This is a genomic window from Gemmatimonadales bacterium, assembly GCA_036500345.1.
Taxonomy (GTDB): domain Bacteria; phylum Gemmatimonadota; class Gemmatimonadetes; order Gemmatimonadales; family GWC2-71-9; genus Palsa-1233.
In genome coordinates this window covers 72,950-91,032 of the sequence record DASYCE010000010.1, presented here as the reverse complement: position 1 = coordinate 91,032, position 18,083 = coordinate 72,950, and the positions used below count along the sequence as shown (strand labels likewise).

Below are 18,083 nucleotides of genomic sequence, written 5' to 3'. Positions count from 1 at the left end.
ATTCCAGTCCGTCTATCTTGGTCCGCGGTACCGTTCCTCACCATTCTGGAGCTTTCGATGATCGCCTTCGTCGGCACCGGCCTTCTCGGCAGCGGATTCGTCCGTGCCCTTCGTCGCCGCGGTGAAACGGTGCACGTCTGGAACCGCACCGCCGCCCGCGCCCACGAGCTGGCGGACAGCGGCGCCATTCAATTCGATAACCCCGCCGACGCCGTGCGCGGCGCGTCGCTTGTCCATATCTGCGTATCGGATGACGCCGCGGTCGATGCTGTCATCGAACAGTTGCGTCCCGGACTCGAACCGAACGCCGTGATCGTCGATCACACCACCACCGCACCGGTCCCGACCGCCGCGCGGACGACGCGTCTCACCGCGGACGGAATCGCGTTTCAGCACGCGCCGGTCTTCATGGGGCCGTCGAATGCGCTCAACGCCACCGGCTCGATGCTCGCGTCGGGTGACCGCGCCATCTTCGAGCGCGTCAAGGGTGCCCTCGAACCGATGACCGGCAAGCTGATCTATCTCGGCGACGAGCCCGGCCGCGCGGCGTCGTTCAAGTTGATGGGGAACCTGGTGCTGATCTTCGTCAGCGCCGGGATCGCTGACATGTTCGAGCTGGCGCGCGCGGGCGGGATCTCGGGCGACGACGCAGCCGAACTGCTCAACTGGTTCAACCCCGCCGGTGGTCTCGACAGCCGCGCCAACCGGATGCTCCACGGCGACCTGTCGCAACCCTCCTGGACCTTGGCGATGGCCCGCAAGGATGCGCGGCTGATGATCGAATCAGCGGCGGAAGGAAAGCGTCCGCTCGCCGTTCTTCCGGCGATTGCCGCCGAGATGGACCGATGGATTGCGAAGGGAGATGCCGATCAGGATTGGATGGTGATCGGCACCGGGGCGCGGAAGTAGCCCTACGGCAGTTCCCGCGGCTCCCGCACCAGGCGATACCCCGTCTTGCGCACCGTGAGAATGTGCCGCGGCTGCGCCGGATCGCTTTCCAGTTTGCGGCGCAGTTCGAGAATGTGCACGTCGACGGTGCGCGACACCACGTCGGGCTCGTAGCGCCACACTTCATCCAGCAGCTCCGCCCGCGTCGCGACGCGTCCGTCGCGGCGCAGCAGCGCAAGAAGCAGGTCGAATTCCTTGGGACGCAGCAGGACCACTGCGTCGTGCCGCAGCACCTCCCGTGACCCCGCGTCGACGCTCACGTCGCCGAACTCCCACGACCGCGAGGCCTGCGGCCGCTCTTCCGGTGCATGACGCCGCAGCATCACGGCCACGCGCGCCAGCAATTCGGGAAGCGAGAACGGCTTGACGACGTAATCATCCGCGCCGAGGCGGAAGCCGCGCAACCGATCGGTCTCGGCGCCGCGCGCGGAGAGGATCAGCACCGGGAGATCACGCCCCTCTTCGCGCAGGGTACGCAGCACGGTGTATCCATCCATCCCCGGCAGCATCAGGTCGAGGATGGCGAGGTGCGGATCCCACCGACGTGCGTGCGTCAGGCCGCGTTCGCCTGTGGCGGCGACTTCGACCTCATATCCCTCCACCGCGAGGTTCATCCGGATCCCCTCGGCGATCGTGGCGTTGTCTTCGATCACAAGAATGCGGCGTGACATCAGATTCCTTTCGTGGCGCGGCCCGGATCAGCCATGCGTGGATGCGCCGGACCGGGTATCGACGCCGGGAAGAACCACGACAAATCGCGCCCCGGGAGTCACGGTATCGATCCGCACCGTTCCGCCGTGCAGCTTGACCAGCTGGTTGACCACCGCGAGACCGATTCCGGTGCCGCCATTGACGTTGGTCGAGCCTCGCTCGAAGGGCTGCCAGATGCGCTCGCGATCGATCGTCGGGATCCCGGGGCCCTCGTCCTGCACGGCGAGTTCGAGTCGTCCGTCACGATTCGACGCGCTGATCCGGAGCGTCTGTCCCTCCGGGCCATAGCGCACGGCGTTGTCGAGCAGATTGACCAGAATGCGCCGCACCGCGTCGCCGTCGACCGACGCCGTCTCATGGCCGTCCAGTGCCACCTCCACCGAGATGTCGTGGCTGCGCAGCAGCGGATCGAACGACGAGACGACATCGCGGACCAGCTGATCGATCCGTTCGGGGCGGCGCACCACGGTCATCGTGCGACCGAGCCGCGAGAGGGCGAGGACGTTCTCGACGATGTGCACCAGCCGCCGCGTCTCACGCGTGATCGTCTCGAGCGCACCGCGTTGCTCGTCAACCGTCCGGGCGCGATCCAGCAGCAGCGTCTCGGCAAAGAGCTGGATGTTGGTGAGCGGTGTGCGCAGTTCGTGCGATACGCTCGACGTGAATTCCTCTCGTTGCCGCGAGACGGCAAGGGTGCGCCACGCCAGCGTCGCGGCCGCGCCGAGGAGGAGGACGCCGAGCGCAAAGGTGACCGCGATCGCCGCCGCGGAATTCGACGGATATCCGCCCTGCATGAGGATCGGCACCGCCGCCGGCTCCACGCTCAATGTCACGGTCGACGCCAGTCCACCGGTCAACTTGCGAGATCCGATCCACGGCGGATGGGGTCGCACCGGCGTGGAGTAGAGGAGGCGATTGTCGTCGGTCACGATCGAGATCGCGACCGGCGGAAGTGAGTCGGAGTCAGGCTGGCGCTGCCGGAGCGAATCGCGGAGATGGCGAAACGAATACGCCAGGCTCGTCACGCGCGGCAGGATGATCTTGTTGCGGAATTCGGTCAGTCCGACTTCAAAGCCGTACCAGCGAAGGCCCGGAGCGACCGGCCACGCGGCCATCAGGAAAACGAGCGACGTGTCGGCGCCGTGGGGAATCACCATCATCCGGAACATGCCGTCATCAGGGAGCGTGTCGATGCTGCTGCGACGCACCACGGAGAGCACGGCGTCATCGGAGAGTTCGGGGCCGTCGGTTCCGTGCCAGCCATGGTTGTCGCCGGCAAAGAATCGCCGGGGGACGAGGGCGACCATGTCGGGGCCGATCGCTTCGCGGGCGGCGCGGCGGCGGATGCTGTCGGTGGTCGGCAGCGGTCCCGGCCCTCGCATCGTCTCGTCCCAGGCGCGGAGCATCGTCCGGGCGGAGAACCACCCCTGTTCCGTGACAATCGAGGCGACCATCCCCGCCATGTAGCTCGCCTGGTCCTGGAGCGCCTCGTCGGCGGTGCGGCGATGCCGTTCTCCGGCGCGCCAGACTGCCCAGGCGCCGAGGATCAGGACCGCCACTGCCACCGCGAACGCGCCGGCGACGAGAATCTCGTTGCGCCGCGCAGATCGCATCAGACGCTGGAAATCGCGGGATGACGGTCTCGGCAGGGTCACGCGACAAAACTAGCGCTTCGCCGCGATCCGATTGGTCAGGAAATGGTACTTAAACGTCGGACCGCCGATCATACCCCCTCACCCGCGCTCTGCGGACCCGACAGGGTACAACCGACGGCCCTTCGACATGCACTGCACTGGATGCCAAGTGTGTGGCCTCAGCATCGGAGGGAAGTCTGCGGCGCCGGCCGGAAATGCGGGAGAGGGCTGGTGTCAGAAGGCGGTTTGTGTCCGGTAAGGAGGGCCCCCGGCGGCGCAGGCGTTCAGCGCGTGCAACCTTCCGAGTTCTCGTGGCGTCTCCGTTTCGAAGACCAGAGTCTCGTGGCAGCATCGCCCCGTCTCGAGGATCCGTACGATCATGGTGTGGACATCCCCCCGGAACATTCGAACGTCACATGCAGATCACGCGCTCAATTCACGTCGGCGATTCCGGCTGCACGGAGTTATCGGCAGCTGCATCGCGATTCTGCTGACGATCGCCTTCCGGCCGGTCCTGGCCCAACCGGCGTCGACGCAGCAGATCAATCCATTTCCCTTGTGGGATGGCCTCAAGCCCGGTCAGTACGTCGTCGGGTATCGTACCGAGTTTCTCGTCGACCATTCGCGCACATGGAGAGTCACACGAAGCTACGCGCGTTCGTTTTCGCCCGACTCGACCGGTCGCCCAATCCGCTTGGCCATATGGTATCCCGCGCGGTCGGGCGGCGACCCGATGACTTTTGCCGACTACTCCCGCTTCATCGCGCCCCAGGCGTTTCGCCCGTACGCCGACGCACTTGCCCGACGTGACAGCATCATCGCGACGCTGACGGTCCAGCCGTCCGAGGTCCCGGCCCTTCTCGCAACACACGTGGCCGCCCGACGCAACGCCGTGTCGGCGCCGGGGCGATTTCCGGTCGTCCTCATGGTCGCCGGCCTCAATGCCGAATCGACGTCGCAGGCGGTCCTTGCGGAGTTGCTTGCCAGTCGCGGCTACATCGTCGCGACGGTGCCGTGGGATGGAGTGGATGAAAACCAGATCGACGCTGTGGGCGATGCTGTCGGGCTGGAAGCGGTGATACGGGACCTGGAATTCGCCTGGGGGCGATTGCGCACCGAGCGCTCCGTCTCGCCCACAGAAGTCGCGGCGGTCGGTCACAGCCTGGGCGGTGTCATCGCGGTGGCAGAGGGGATGCGCAACGGCGACGTTGCGGCGGTGATCGGACTCGATGCCACGTACGGATTCCAGGGCGCGACAAATGTGCTCACCGGCTTTTACAGCTATGCGCCACAGAAGATGACGGCGTCGATGCTCGATCTTCGCAAGGCGGCGGGAGAGCAGGGTACGGTACTCGACCTGCAGGCACTGCAGCTGTGGTACCACTCCGACCGCTCGTTCATCACGTTGCGGCACATCCGGCACAGTGAATTCACCTCGTATTCGCTGATCTCCGACGTCTTTCACGAACCCCCCATTCCCCCGCAGTTTCAGACCGCCGGCTGGACGCGCACCACGGCCGCGCGCGGATACGTCGCGGCGTGCCGCATGGTGGCGGATTTTCTCGACGCCAGGCTGCGCGGCGATTCAACCGCGTCGCAGCACCTCGTGTCCGCGGTGTCGGACGCCCCCGGCGCGGCCGTGTCGTACGCCCGCGCGATCCCGCCCGCGCCATCGGCACCGGAGCTTGTCGCAATTGCGACCGCCCGCGGATTCGACTCGGCGGCGGCGGTGGTCGAGCGATACCGGAAGGACGCGCCGACCGAGGTGGTTGTCGATCCCGGCGCGATGAACAACCTGGGGTATCAGTTCCTGGGTGAGCATCGTGTACCGGAGGCGCTGACTGCGTTTCGGCTGGTGATTCACGTCAATCCAGCCTCGGCCAATGCGTACGACAGCTACGGCGACGGATTGGTCGCAGCCGCCGACACGACCGGTGCGATCACTGCCTATCGGCGTGCGCTGGAGCTTGCCCCACGTGACAGCTCGCTGAACGCATCGGGTCGGGACGATCTCATGAAAAGCGATCGCGAGCATCTTCGGGTCCTGTCGCACCTGCCGTAGGTCCCCCCTTCCGCTGCCGCCTATCTTTCTCCGGCCGGGCCCCTCGTCCGGCTCGTCACCACTGGAGCATCGATGGCAGACATCTTCATTCACGAATCCGCCTACGTTGACGACGGTGCCACCATCGGCAACGGCACCAAGGTCTGGCACTTCGCGCACGTCATGCCGGGCGCGGTGATCGGCGAGCGATGCAACCTTGGCCAGAACGTCGTCGTCATGCCGGGGACGCGCATCGGCAACAACGTCAAGATCCAGAACAACGTCTCGATTTATGAAGGCGTCGAACTCGACGACGATGTCTTCTGCGGACCAAGCTGCGTCTTCACCAACGTGATGAACCCACGCAGCCATGTCTCGCGCAAGCACGAGTACCGCAGGACGCTGGTCCGGCGGGGGACGTCGATCGGCGCCAACGCGACGATCGTCTGCGGCACGACGCTCGGCGAATACTCGTTCATCGGTGCCGGGGCGGTCGTCACCAGCGACGTCCCCGATTTCGCGCTGATGGTCGGGGTGCCGGCGCGGCGGGTCGGCTGGATCTGCCAGTGCGGTGTCCGGCTCTCGGTCCAGAACGGGGCGGCGACCTGCCGGGAATGCGGCTGGAAGTACTCCGAAGCCGACGGGGCCCTCAAACACCTCCCGTGACATCAGGTTCCGGGCCCGGACCGATCGTCCCGGGTGCCCCTCAACCCACTGTGCCGCCGCGATCTACGCGATGCCCGGAAGTACCGGCTCACCCCGGCCCCGGCCGGTCCGCCCGGATCGGCCCGGTATCCCTCTGGGTTCCGATGCATGGCCCCGCTAAGTTCACACCCGGCTTGCAGTTGCCCGATTCACCCCCCAGCCTGCTGAGGTAGTGTCGTGCCGGTTCCGATGCTCGATCTGAAGGCGCAGTACCAGACGGTGAAAGACGATGTCCTGGCCCGGATGATGGGCGTGATCGAACGCCAGCAGTTCATCATGGGTCCCGAAATCGCGGAACTCGAAAAGGCGATCGCCGAACTCTCCCACGCGGCGCACGCGATTGCATGTGCTTCGGGAACTGACGCGATCCTCCTCCCGATTCGGGCGCTCAACCTCGAGCCCGGCGACGAGGTGATCGCACCCGCCTTCACCTTCTTCGCCACCGCAGGCGCGATCCATAACGGCGGCGGGAAGCCGGTCTTCGTCGATATCGACGGCCCGACATTCAACATCGATCCCGATGCGATTGCCGCGGCAATCACGCCGCGCACCAAGGCGATCGTGGTCGTCGATCTCTACGGTCAGATGGCGGCCTTCGACCGGATCCTCCCGCTCGCCGCCAGGCACAACATCGCAGTGATCGAAGACGCGGCGCAGGCGATCGGCGCCCGGCGCAAGGTCGACGGCACCTGGCGGATGGCGGGTGAATTGCCGCTGGTCGGCACCTTCTCGTTCTTCCCGAGCAAGAACCTCGGCGGCTATGGCGACGGCGGGATCATCACCACGCAGGATCAGGCGCTCGCCGAACGGCTCAAGCGGCTCCGTCTGCACGGCGGCGCCAAGCAGTACCATCACGACGAGGTCGGCCTCAACTCGCGGCTCGACACGCTGCAGGCGGCGATCCTCCTCGGCAAGCTGCCGCATCTCGCGTCGTGGAGCGCCGGGCGTCGCGCCCGTGCCGCTCGCTACACCGAGGCGTTCAAGGGGCTCGGCGCCGTGAAGACTCCCGTCACCGATCCGGCGAACGAGCACATCTTCCATCAGTACACCCTTCGCGTCGAGCGGCGCGACGATCTTCGCGCGTTCCTGCAGAGCCGCAACATCGGTTGCATGATCTACTATCCCACCGCTCTGCATCTGCAACCGTGCTTCGCCGATCTCGGCTACACGATGGGATCGCTCCCGGTCACCGAGCAGGCGATGAAGGAAGTGATCTCGCTGCCGATCTATCCCGAACTCACCGATGCGCAGCAGGACGAAGTGGTCAGCGCGGTGCGGGAGTTCTACGGGTGAGCCGGTTGAAAGTCGGCGTGATCGGTGCGGGGGCCTGGGGAAAGAATCACGTCAGGACTCTGGCGGGGATGGCCGACGTCGAGCTCGCGGCGGTCTGCGACGCGAACCCGTCGACGCGATCGAAACTCACTGCCCAGTACCCCGACACGCTGATCACCGATCAACCGTCGGAGCTGTTCAAGCAGGTTGAGGCAGTGGTGATCGCGGCACCGGCGCCGGCCCACGCACCGCTGGCACTCGAAGCGGTTGCGGCCGGGATCCCCGCGCTGGTGGAAAAGCCGTTTGCCCTGTCGGTGCGCGACGCCGAAGCGATGGCCGAAGCCGCGGAGAAGAAGAAGGTCCCGCTGCTGGTGGGGCATCTCCTGGTGCATCACCCGATCATTGCGCTGCTGCAGAAGAAGCTCACCGACGGCTCGCTCGGCACGCCATACTATCTCTATTCGCAGCGCGTCAATCTCGGGCAGGTCCGGCCCGACGAGAACGCGCTCTGGTCGCTCGGTCCGCACGACGTGTCGATCGCGCTGCACCTCCTCGGCGAAGCGCCGACCCATGTCGCAGCGCACGGGCATGCCTACCTGCAGCCCGGGATCGAGGATGTGGTCTTCCTGATCATGACCTTTGCGTCGGGTGTGGTGGCACACGCGCAGCTCTCGTGGCTCGACCCCCACAAGGAGCGCAAGCTCACCGTGGTCGGGTCGAAGCAGATGGCGGTGTTCGACGACATGGCGCCGCGCGAGAAGCTGCGGATCTATGACAAGGGTGTCGATCGCAAGGAGGCGTTCATTTCGGCGGCCGAATCGCTGACCCTCCGGGAAGGGGATATCTCGATCCCCCGCATCCCGGGCGGCGAGCCGCTGCCGATCGAACTGGCCCACTTCGTGCGCGTCGCTCGTGGCGCCGCGCCGGAGCGGACCGACGCCTCCGATGGAGTTCGCGTGGTGCGGGTTCTCGAAGCGGCCAGCAAGTCGCTCGCCGCAGGTGGTATACCGATGGCTGTGGAGATGGCCGGATGACACTCGCAGACGACCTGATCGCACGCGCCGGCAAGCGCGACATCACCTTCGGCATTGTCGGCCTCGGCTACGTCGGGCTGCCGCTCGCCGTGGAACTCGGCCGAGCCGGATTCAAGGTCCTCGGCTATGACGTGCTTCCCAGGGTGGTCGACGGGCTCAACAGCGGCAAGTCGCACATCAAGGACATCTCCGACAAGGACGTCGGCGACCTCCGCAAGAGCGGCCATTTCGAGGCGACCACCGACGCGTCGCGGCTGAACGAAGCTGACGCGATTTCGATCTGCGTGCCGACGCCGCTGTCGAAGTACAAGGATCCCGACGTCTCGTTCATCGTCGCGGCGACCGACGCGATCAAGGCGACGTTGCGCCGCGGCCAGGTGATCATCCTCGAAAGCACCACCTATCCGGGGACGACCCGCGAGATCATGCTCCCCGCGCTCGAAGACACCGGCCTCAAGGTCGGCGAGGATTTCTTCCTCGCCTTCTCGCCCGAGCGCGTCGATCCGGGCAATCCGAAATACGGCACCAAGAACACGCCGAAGGTCGTCGGCGGCATCACCGCGGACTGCCATCGCGTGGCGTGCGCGATGTACGCGCCGGCGATCGACACCCTCGTCCCGGTGAGCACCACCGAGGCGGCCGAACTGGTCAAGCTGCTGGAGAACACCTTCCGCAGCGTGAACATCGGGCTCGTCAACGAGATGGCGATCGTCTGCGACAAGCTCGGCGTCGACGTGTGGGAAGTGATCGAGGCGGCGGCGACGAAGCCGTTCGGCTTCATGAAGTTCCTGCCGGGTCCCGGACTCGGTGGCCACTGCATTCCGATCGACCCGCACTACCTCGCGTGGAAGATGCGCGGCCTCAACTACAAGACCCGGTTCATCGACCTCGCCGGCGAACTCAACAGCGAGATGCCGCTCTTCTGGGTGCGCAAGCTGATGGAGACGCTCAACGAGCACAGCAAGGCGATCAAGGGCGCCAAGGTGCTGGTGCTCGGCGTGGCATACAAGAAGGACATCGACGACCTGCGCGAGAGTCCGGCGCTCGACATCCTCGTCCTGCTGCATCAGTACGGTGCGAAGGTGTCGTACCACGATCCGTACGTCGCGAAGTTCTCCGAGGGCGGTCACGACTACAAGTCGGTTCCGCTCACCGAGCAGACCGTCCGCGATGCCGATGCAATCCTCGTGGTGACCGATCATTCGAACATCGACTGGCCGATGGTCAAGAAGACGGCGAAACTCATCGTGGACACGCGCCACGTGATCGCAAAGCTCGCCTGATGCGGGTCACCATCGTCGGGTCGGGGTACGTCGGGCTGGTCGCCGGCGCCTGCCTCGCCGAGACCGGCAATCACGTCGTCTGCGCCGATCGTGATCCCGCCAAGATCGAGGGGCTCAAGCGCGGCGTCCTGCCGATCTACGAACCGGGGCTCGAGCCGCTGGTCGAACGGAACAGCGCCGACGGACGCCTCGAATTCACCACCGACCTCGGGGCCGCGATCCGGCACGGCGACGTGATCTTCATCGCCGTCGGCACGCCGCCGGGCGAAGATGGCTCCGCCGACCTGCAGCACGTGCTCGACGTCGCGAAGACGATCGGTGAGCATCTCGATCGGTTCAAGGTGGTCGTGACCAAGTCGACCGTCCCGGTCGGGACCGCGGAGAAGGTTCGTGGTGCGGTCCGCTCGGTGACGAAGGGCGACTTTGCGGTGGCGAGCAACCCCGAGTTTCTCAAGGAGGGGGCTGCCATCGACGATTTCATGAAGCCCGATCGCGTCGTCCTCGGCGTCGACGACCCGCGCGCCGAAGAGGCGCTGCGCGAACTCTACTCGCCGTTCGTTCGCAGCGGCTCGCCGATCCTCTTCATGGACATTCCCTCCGCCGAAGTCACCAAGTACGCGGCCAACGCGATGCTGGCAACGCGCATCTCGTTCATGAACCAGATCGCCGACCTCTGCGAGCGCGTCGGCGCCGACGTCTTTTCGGTGCGAAAGGGAATCGCGAGCGACTCGCGAATCGGAGCGGCGTTCCTCTTTCCCGGCCCCGGATACGGCGGTTCCTGCTTCCCGAAGGATGTGAAGGCGCTGATGCACACGGCGCGCACCGCCGGGATGCCGGTCGAACTCTTCGATGCGGTGGAAGCGGTCAACCATCGGCAGAAGCAGGTCGTCTTCGCCAAGCTCGATCGGCTCACCGGCGGTGTTGCGGGCAAGACTGTCGCCGTGTGGGGACTCGCCTTCAAGGCCGGCACCGACGACATGCGCGAAAGCCCGGCGGTGACCCTCGTCGACGCGTTGCTCGCCGCCGGTGCCACGGTGCAGGCGCACGATCCCGAGGCGATGCAGGTGGCGCGCGGGATCTGGGGCGACCGGGTGCGATTTGCCCCCGATCCGTACGCCGCACTCGCCGGCGCCGACGCCCTCTGTGTGATGACCGAATGGCTGGTCTACCGCACGCCGGATTTCGAACGAATCAAGCAGGCACTCAAATCTCCTATCATCGTGGACGGTCGCAATCTTTACGAACCGTCGCGGGTGACGAAGCTCGGGTTCCGGTATGCCGGGATCGGGCGGCCGGTTCCGGGGGAATCACATCAAGGCGGCGCGATCCCTCGCGTTGCTCGGGACGAGGGGTAATGCGCGTCGTCATCACCGGTGGAGCGGGGTTCGTCGCCTCGCATCTCACCGACCGTTTTCTCGCCGATGGTCACCAGGTCCTCGGTCTCGACAACTTCCTCACCGGTCGTGCGGAGAACGTCGCGCACCTCGCGGGGAATCCGGACTACGACTTTCGCGAGTGCGACGTCACCGAGCCGTTCACCGTCGCCGGCAAGGTCGATGGCGTCCTCCACATGGCATCGCCGGCGAGTCCGCCCGACTACCAGCAATTTCCGCTCGAGACCCTCGCCGTCGGCTCGGAAGGGACGCGGCGCGCGCTCGAACTGGCGAAAGCCAGCGGTGCGCGGTTCCTCCTCGCCTCGACATCGGAAGTCTACGGCGATCCCAACGTCCATCCGCAGCCGGAGACGTACTGGGGTCACGTGAATTCGATCGGCGAGCGGAGCATGTACGACGAGGCGAAGCGCTTCGCCGAGGCGATGACGATGGCGTATCATCGCAGCATCGGCGTCGACACACGCATCGTCCGGATCTTCAACACCTACGGTCCGCGGATGCGTCCGCACGACGGCCGCGTCGTCTCCAATTTCGTGGTGCAGGCGATCGAGGGGAAACCGCTCACCGTTTACGGCGACGGCAAGCAGACCCGCTCCTTCTGCTACGTCTCCGATCTGGTCGAGGGGATCTATCGTCTCTTCAAGAGCGATCGCGTCGAACCGACCAACATCGGCAACCCCGGCGAATTCACCATGCTCGAACTGGCATCGCTGGTTCTCGAGTTGACCGGTGCCAAGTCGAGCCTGGTGCATCGCGATCTCCCGGCCGATGATCCCAAGCAGCGCAAGCCCGACATCACCAACGCCAAGGCAGTCCTCGGCTGGGAGCCGAAGGTTCCCCTGCGCGAGGGACTCGGCAAGACGATCAGCTACTTCCGCGAGGTCGTGGGTGGACGTTAGCGGTCGCGCGACGGTCGATGCGGCGCGCGAGCGATTTGCGAACCGCGACTACTACGGCGCCCTCCTCTCGCTGGAGGACCTTGCCGGAACCGGTCGCGCCTACGCCGATGTGCATCATCTCCGGGCGCTCTGCTTTTCGATGCTCGAGCGCCCCGACGAGGCGCTCCGCGAGTTCGATCGCGCCCTCGAGCTGAACCCGCGGTATCTCGAAGCGCTGCTGCATCGCGGGTTGATCCTCAATCAGCTCGGGCGCGACGCCGAGGCCGCGGCGTCGTTCGCGGCGGCAACGGCAGCGGAAGGGCCGGCGATCGCAGGATTCAGCGCACCGGTGGCGGCGCGTCTCGCCAACGAGCACGCCCATCTCGGGGATCTCTACGCCGAAGCCGGCGCGCCGGCCGACGCGGTGCTGGAGTACCGTCGCGCGGTGCAGCTCGGACCGGGGTTCCATGACCTCCGCCTGCGCCTCGCGCGACTTCTCCTCGAAGCCGGGAATCCCTTGCAGGCGCGCGAAGAGCTCGAGGCGATACTCGATGCGCGCCCCGACTGGGTCGACGCGCAGGTGCAGCTGGGCATGGCGCGATACCTCGCCGGCGATACTGCCGGAGCGCGCGATACCTGGCGGGCGTGCCGGGAAGCGCGTCCCGATCTCGAACGCGTCGGTGCCTATCTCGCCATGGTGGAGCGCATTCCCGGGTGAATGGTGCGAGATTGCGGCTCCCATTGGTCGCCGTGCTGCTCGGTGCGTGCTCGATCGGCCAGCCCGGGAAGGAACGGCTGGGCGATGATGCATGGCACGAAGGACGATGGGGCGATGCCGTCACCGCCTATCGCGCCGCCGGGCAGTCACCGCGAATCCAGGCGAAGCTCGCCGACGCGGCGCTGCAGGGCGGCATGCTCCTCGTCGCGGCGCAGGCGTGGACTGCCCTCGGCACCGGCGACACGTCGCGCGCGGGCGAAGCGGCCAGCGGATTGGCGCGGGTAGCCGAAGCGGCGCAGCACGACGGCAACGATGCCGCGCTCCAGGCCGCCGTCCTCGGCTTGCGCCGCGTAGCACCCGGATGGCCGCCGGGGCGCCTGGCACTCGGCCCGGGAACGCTGGCGGCAATACCGCCGGCCGATGCCGCGGAGTTGATTCCCGCGGTCCTCGCCGCGTCATCGGGACGGGTGAGTCACGATCCACTGCTGGTCGATCTCGGTGTCGCCGACCGCGCGCGCGGGGCGTGCGGTGAAGCGGTGCCGATCCTGGAGGGTGTACTGCGTCAATCGGAAAGCGCGTCGTCGAAGGATTCCGCCGCGACGACACTGGAATGGTGCGACCTGGGCCTCGGCCTGCAGGCGATGAACGCCGCGCGCCCCGGCGATGCCGAACGGTGGTTCGATCACGCTGCGCGGCTCGACCCGCAGGGTGCAGTCGGCCGGCGTGCCCTGGTGGGATTTGGTGACGCGCGCGCCTCGCAGGGCGACAGCACCGGCGCCCGGGTGAGCTGGCAGCAGGCGGCCGCGCACGAACCGCCCGATACGATTGCGCAGATGGCGCTCGCCCGGCTGGTGCAGGTCACCCCGCATCTCGCCGGAGACACGACGCCGGTGGCTCGCCCGTAGTGCGCCGCATGTCGAAGGTTTCGCTCGTCGCGATTCTCGCGCTCCTCGGCGCCTGCACGCATCACTATCGCCCGCCCAAGGTGTCGCTGACGGCACTCAACGCGTCGCCGAAGACCGTCGACTCGTTGTGGAATGTCGCGATGGATTTCTATAACCGCCACAAGTGGGACAAGGCGGCCGCGGCGTTCGATCGCGTCGAACTCGAGATGAGCCCGGGCGACCGGCGCGTCCTCCTCGGGCGGATCTATCTCGGCGACCTCTATGCCCGCGAAGGAAGCTCGCTGCAGGCGGTGCGCGAGTATCGCCGCCTGGTCGACGAATTCCCGACCGATTCGCTCGCTCCCGAAGCGCTGTTCCGCGCGGCCGATGCCTACTTCAGGCTCTGGCGCGCCCCCGACCTCGATCCGACCTACGCCGTCACGGCGCAGTCGGTCGACAGCGAGGTGATCACCCGCTATCCCAACACGCCCGCGGCAACAAAGGCGCAGGCGCAATTGCGCGAGCTCGAGAATCGCTTTGCGGAGCGTGACTACAAGTCGGCCAACTTCTACTTCAAGCTCAAGGGGTACGAAGCCGCCATCCTCTACCTCAAGAACCTGGTCTTCCAGTACCCCCGCGCGACGGTCGCCCCCGATGCCCTCGCGTTGCTGGTGAAGGCGTACCGGAAACTGAATTACGCCGAGGATCTCAAGGACATCTGTACCTACATGGGGACCAACTGGGGGACGACGCCCCAGTATCGATCCTCATGTCCGCAGGTCGCGGCCCAGCCACCCACCGACGCGACGCACGCCGGGAAGCCGGCCGGTCCCTGACGTGCGTATCGGCGTGCTGGGCGGCTCGTTCGATCCGATCCACAACGCGCATCTGATCATCGCGAGGGCGGCGCTGGAAGCACTGGCGCTCGACGCCGTGCGCCTCGTCGTCGCCGCGACGCAGCCGTTCAAGGAGGGTCGCCACGCGGCGCCCCCGGCGGATCGGTTACGAATGGTCGAATTGGCGGTAGATGGTGTGGCGGGTCTGGTCGCCGACGGCAGGGAACTCGCGCGCCCGGGGCCGTCGTATACAATCGATACCCTGCGCGAGTTGCGAGCGGAAGCAGCGGACACCGAACTCGTCCTGCTGATGGGAAGCGACACCGCGGCAGGATTCAGCAGGTGGCGCGAACCCGAGGCGATCCGGTCGATCGCGACGATCGGGGTCTTCCGGCGCCCCGCGACGACAGGCGGCGCGGCAGCGCTTCCCGGGGGGCAAGGGGATGTCGCGATCGACGTCCCGCTTCTCGAGATTTCGTCGACCGCCATCCGCGAACGGGCCGCTCGGGGACGGTCGCTGGCAGGTTGGGTTCACCCGGCGGTGGCCGACTACATTGTGGCGTCACAGCTCTACGGGAGTGGCAGGGAATGATCAAGCAGGTCTTCGAATCGGTATTCGGATCGCGCCAGGAACGGGAAGTGAAGCGGCTCCAGCCGGTGCTGGCGTCGATTCACGGCCATGAGGCGCGCCTTGCCCAGCTCGACGAAGCCGAGCTCAAGGGACAGACCGACCGTTTCCGCGCGATCCTGGCCGAGAAGACCGACACCCTCCGCGCCGAGGTCGACCGCCTCCGCGCAGCCAAGCACGGCTGCGCCGATCCCGTCGAACGTGAGGCGATCGATCAGGAGCTGCAGAAGGCGGAGCACGCCTGGAAACAGGCCGTCGTCAACACCCTCGACGAACTCCTTCCCGAGGCATACGCCACCGTTCGCGAAGCGTGCCGCCGGCTGGTCGGGACCACCGTCGACGTCATCGGGCAACCGCAAATCTGGAACATGGTGCCGTACGACGTGCAGTTGATCGGCGGGATCGCGCTGCATCGCGGCCGCATCGCCGAAATGGCGACTGGTGAAGGGAAGACCCTCGTTGCCACGCTGCCGCTCTATCTCAACGCGCTTCCGGGGCGCGGCGCGCACCTCGTCACGGTCAACAACTATCTCGCCCGCCGCGACTCGCAGTGGATGGGGCACCTCTTCAAGTACCTCGGCCTCACCGTCGCCTGTCTCGACGACACCGAGCCGTCGTCGCCCGACCGCCGGGCCGCGTATTCCGCCGACATCACCTACGGCACCAACAACGAGTTCGGCTTCGACTACCTGCGCGACAACATGGTCTTCACCCTCGAGCAGCGGGTGCAGCGCGACCACGTCTACGCCATCATCGACGAAGTCGACTCGATCCTCATCGACGAAGCCCGCACGCCGCTGATCATCTCCGGGCCGGTCGGCGACGAGGACAGCGTGCACTATCGCGGATACAACGCCAAGGTCGGCGACCTGGTCCGCCTGCAGAACGAAGTCGTCAGCGGCCTCGTTGCCGAGGGCGAGCGGCTGCTGCAGAACGACAAGACGAAGGCCGACGCCGGGATCAAGCTGTACCAGTCGCAGCTCGGCGCGCCGAAGAACAAGAAGCTGCTCAAGCTGATGAACGAGACCGGCGTCAAGCAGCTCGTCCAGCGCACCGAACTCGACTACATCGCCGACCGCAAGATGGCGATGCGGCAGCAGCAGATGCGCGACCTCGAGGAATCGCTCTACTTCGTCCTCGACGAGAAGGGCCACTCGGTCCACCTCACCGACAAGGGATCGGCTGCGCTCTCGCCGCACGACCCGGGTCTCTTCATCGTGCCGGATATCTCGCAGGAGATCCACCAGATCGAGCACGACGACGAACTCGATCCGGCGGCGAAGGCAGCGAAGCGCCAGCAGGTCGAGGCCGACTACGCGGCGAAGAGCGAGCAGCTGCACATCATCCACAAGCTGCTGCAGGCGCACGCCCTCTATGAACGCGAAACCGATTACATCGTGCAGGAAGGGCAGGTGCTCATTGTCGATGAGTTCACCGGCCGCATCATGCACGGCCGGCGCTGGTCCGACGGGCTGCACCAGGCGGTCGAGGCGAAGGAAGGGGTGACCGTGAAGGGCGAGACGCAGACCCTCGCCACGATCACGATCCAGAACTATTTCCGGATGTACGAGAAGCTCTCCGGAATGACCGGTACCGCCGAGACCGAAGAGACCGAGTTCTACACGATCTACAAGCTCGAGGTCGCGGTCATCCCGACCAACAAGCCGATCCGGCGCGCCGACCTCGTCGACCAGATCTACAAGACGCGGCGCGAGAAGTACAACGCCGTCGCCGAAGAGGTCGAGCGGATTCACAACGAGGGGTGGCCGGTCCTGATCGGCACCACCAGCGTCGACATCTCCGAGACGCTGTCGCGCCAGCTCAAGCGCCGCGGCCTCCCGCACGAAGTGCTCAACGCCAAGTACCATCAGCGTGAAGCCGAGATCGTCGCCGGCGCGGGGCGCAAGGGCGCCATCACGATCGCGACCAACATGGCCGGCCGCGGAACCGACATCAAACTCGATCCGGTCCTCGACCTGACCAGCGACAAGGCCGGCCTGCACATCATCGGCACCGAGCGTCACGAGTCGCGACGGATCGACCGCCAGCTGCGTGGCCGCTCCGGCCGTCAGGGCGATCCCGGCGTGTCGCTCTTCTTCATGTCGCTCGAAGACGACCTGATGCGCCTCTTCGGGTCGGACCGCATCGCCCGGATGATGGACAAGAGCGGCGCCGAGGAAGGCGAGGTGATCACCGGCAAGCTGATCACCGCCGCGATCGAGAGCGCGCAGCAGCGCGTCGAGCTGCAGAACTTCCAGGCCCGCAAGCGACTGCTCGAATACGATGACGTGATGAACCAGCAGCGCGAGGTCATCTACTCGACGCGGCTCTTTGCGCTGGAGCGCGGCGAGGAACTCAAGGCCGAAGCGCTCAAGATGATTCGCGCCGCCGTCAACCGGACCGTCACCGACTATCTCGGCTCGACCGAGAACCCCGAGGAATACGATCGCACCGGCCTGCGATCGGCGCTGCTGATGCAATTCATGCTCGGGCCGGAATCGATTCTCGATGCCCAGGCGACGCCGACCATCGAATCGATCGTCGACGTGGTTCGCGCCGATGGCGAGGTCGCGTTCGATCGCAAGATCGCCTACCTCAAGGAATTCGGAACCCGGATCGGCGTCCCCGATGTCGAACTGCAGGTGCTGTCACAGGTGATGCTCGCGGTGCTCGACGAGAAGTGGAAGGATCATCTCTACGATCTCGATCAACTTCGCAACGCGATCCAGTACCGCGCCTACGGCCAGCGCGATCCGCTGGTCGAGTACAAGAAGGAAGCGTTCGAGATGTTCGAGGACCTCCTTCGCGACATGCAGGCGACCTTCGCGGAGCGGTACCTCAAGATCCAGGTCACCGCCGATGCGCCGCCTCCTCCACCGCAGCCGCGGCGGATCGAGCAGCCGACCGTTGCGACCGGGCCGTCGTCCGACGATCTCTTCACCGCGCCGCCGACCCGCACCGTCGGCGCTCCGCCACCGCGGATCAGCACCCCCGCGGGCGCGATCGGTGCACCGGCGCCGGTGGGTGGCGCACCAGTGGGGCGGAACGATCCGTGTCCCTGCGGGTCGGGGAAGAAGTACAAGAAGTGCCACGGAGCGGGGCAGTAACAAGGAGGGT

General features: G+C 66.2%; 16 protein-coding genes. 13 read left to right on the top strand and 3 right to left on the bottom strand.

All coding sequences use genetic code 11. The features are described 5' to 3' along the window. Positions 1-909, top strand: a 909-nt coding sequence (locus VGM20_05490; protein ID HEY4100315.1) for an NAD(P)-dependent oxidoreductase, incomplete at its 5' end; no start/stop codon positions are given. A gap of 2 nt (positions 910-911) precedes the next feature. On the opposite strand, the gene VGM20_05485 is transcribed toward VGM20_05490, so the two are convergent. The 3 genes from VGM20_05485 to VGM20_05475 all read right to left on the bottom strand — a co-directional run bounded on the left by VGM20_05485 (position 912) and on the right by VGM20_05475 (position 3,915). After that, a complete protein-coding gene (locus VGM20_05485; GenBank protein HEY4100314.1) occupies positions 912-1,619 on the bottom strand; it encodes a response regulator transcription factor in 708 nt (235 codons plus the stop codon). A 27-nt stretch (positions 1,620-1,646) separates the two neighbouring features. Further along, complete coding sequence (locus tag VGM20_05480; GenBank protein ID HEY4100313.1) at positions 1,647-3,272, bottom strand: HAMP domain-containing sensor histidine kinase; 1,626 nt, start codon at positions 3,270-3,272, stop codon at positions 1,647-1,649. Positions 3,273-3,729: 457 nt separating this feature from the next. Further along, positions 3,730-3,915 carry a hypothetical protein gene (locus VGM20_05475; protein ID HEY4100312.1) on the bottom strand — a complete coding sequence of 62 codons (186 nt, stop codon included), beginning with the start codon at positions 3,913-3,915 and terminating at the stop codon, positions 3,730-3,732. Positions 3,916-4,026: 111 nt separating this feature from the next. Between VGM20_05475 and VGM20_05470 the strand changes: the two genes are divergently transcribed. From VGM20_05470 to secA, 12 genes are all read left to right on the top strand, one after another. Next, a complete protein-coding gene (locus VGM20_05470) occupies positions 4,027-5,355 on the top strand; it encodes an alpha/beta hydrolase (GenBank protein HEY4100311.1) in 1,329 nt (442 codons plus the stop codon). Positions 5,356-5,427: 72 nt separating this feature from the next. Continuing rightward, the gene (locus VGM20_05465) at positions 5,428-6,000 is read left to right on the top strand and encodes a DapH/DapD/GlmU-related protein (GenBank protein HEY4100310.1); all 573 of its coding nucleotides are present in this window, start codon (positions 5,428-5,430) and stop codon (positions 5,998-6,000) included. Between the two features lie 216 nt (positions 6,001-6,216). Further along, complete coding sequence (locus VGM20_05460) at positions 6,217-7,332, top strand: DegT/DnrJ/EryC1/StrS family aminotransferase (protein HEY4100309.1); 1,116 nt, start codon at positions 6,217-6,219, stop codon at positions 7,330-7,332. After that, entirely contained in the window at positions 7,329-8,345 is a 1,017-nt protein-coding gene (locus tag VGM20_05455) for a Gfo/Idh/MocA family oxidoreductase (GenBank protein HEY4100308.1), read from the top strand. The genes VGM20_05460 and VGM20_05455 overlap by 4 nt, the downstream gene beginning before the upstream one ends. Next, positions 8,342-9,628 (top strand): nucleotide sugar dehydrogenase, encoded by a 1,287-nt coding sequence (locus tag VGM20_05450; GenBank protein HEY4100307.1) that lies wholly within the window; start codon positions 8,342-8,344, stop codon positions 9,626-9,628. Before VGM20_05455 ends, VGM20_05450 begins: the two co-directional genes overlap by 4 nt. After that, entirely contained in the window at positions 9,628-10,983 is a 1,356-nt protein-coding gene (locus tag VGM20_05445; GenBank protein HEY4100306.1) for a UDP-glucose/GDP-mannose dehydrogenase family protein, read from the top strand. Before VGM20_05450 ends, VGM20_05445 begins: the two co-directional genes overlap by 1 nt. Continuing rightward, the gene (locus tag VGM20_05440; protein HEY4100305.1) at positions 10,983-11,921 is read left to right on the top strand and encodes a UDP-glucuronic acid decarboxylase family protein; all 939 of its coding nucleotides are present in this window, start codon (positions 10,983-10,985) and stop codon (positions 11,919-11,921) included. Before VGM20_05445 ends, VGM20_05440 begins: the two co-directional genes overlap by 1 nt. Next, on the top strand, positions 11,911-12,618 hold the full coding sequence (locus VGM20_05435) for a tetratricopeptide repeat protein (GenBank protein HEY4100304.1): 708 nt from the start codon (positions 11,911-11,913) through the stop codon (positions 12,616-12,618). Before VGM20_05440 ends, VGM20_05435 begins: the two co-directional genes overlap by 11 nt. A gap of 11 nt (positions 12,619-12,629) precedes the next feature. Further along, positions 12,630-13,523, top strand: a complete 894-nt coding sequence (locus VGM20_05430) for a hypothetical protein (protein ID HEY4100303.1) — start codon at positions 12,630-12,632, stop codon at positions 13,521-13,523. An 8-nt stretch (positions 13,524-13,531) separates the two neighbouring features. Continuing rightward, entirely contained in the window at positions 13,532-14,338 is an 807-nt protein-coding gene (bamD, locus tag VGM20_05425) for an outer membrane protein assembly factor BamD (GenBank protein ID HEY4100302.1), read from the top strand. A gap of 1 nt (position 14,339) precedes the next feature. Continuing rightward, positions 14,340-14,930: a nicotinate (nicotinamide) nucleotide adenylyltransferase gene (gene nadD, locus VGM20_05420; protein ID HEY4100301.1), complete on the top strand. Its 591-nt coding sequence runs from the start codon at positions 14,340-14,342 to the stop codon at positions 14,928-14,930. Continuing rightward, a complete protein-coding gene (secA, locus tag VGM20_05415) occupies positions 14,927-18,073 on the top strand; it encodes a preprotein translocase subunit SecA (protein HEY4100300.1) in 3,147 nt (1,048 codons plus the stop codon). The genes nadD and secA overlap by 4 nt, the downstream gene beginning before the upstream one ends. Positions 18,074-18,083: the final 10 nt, after the last annotated feature.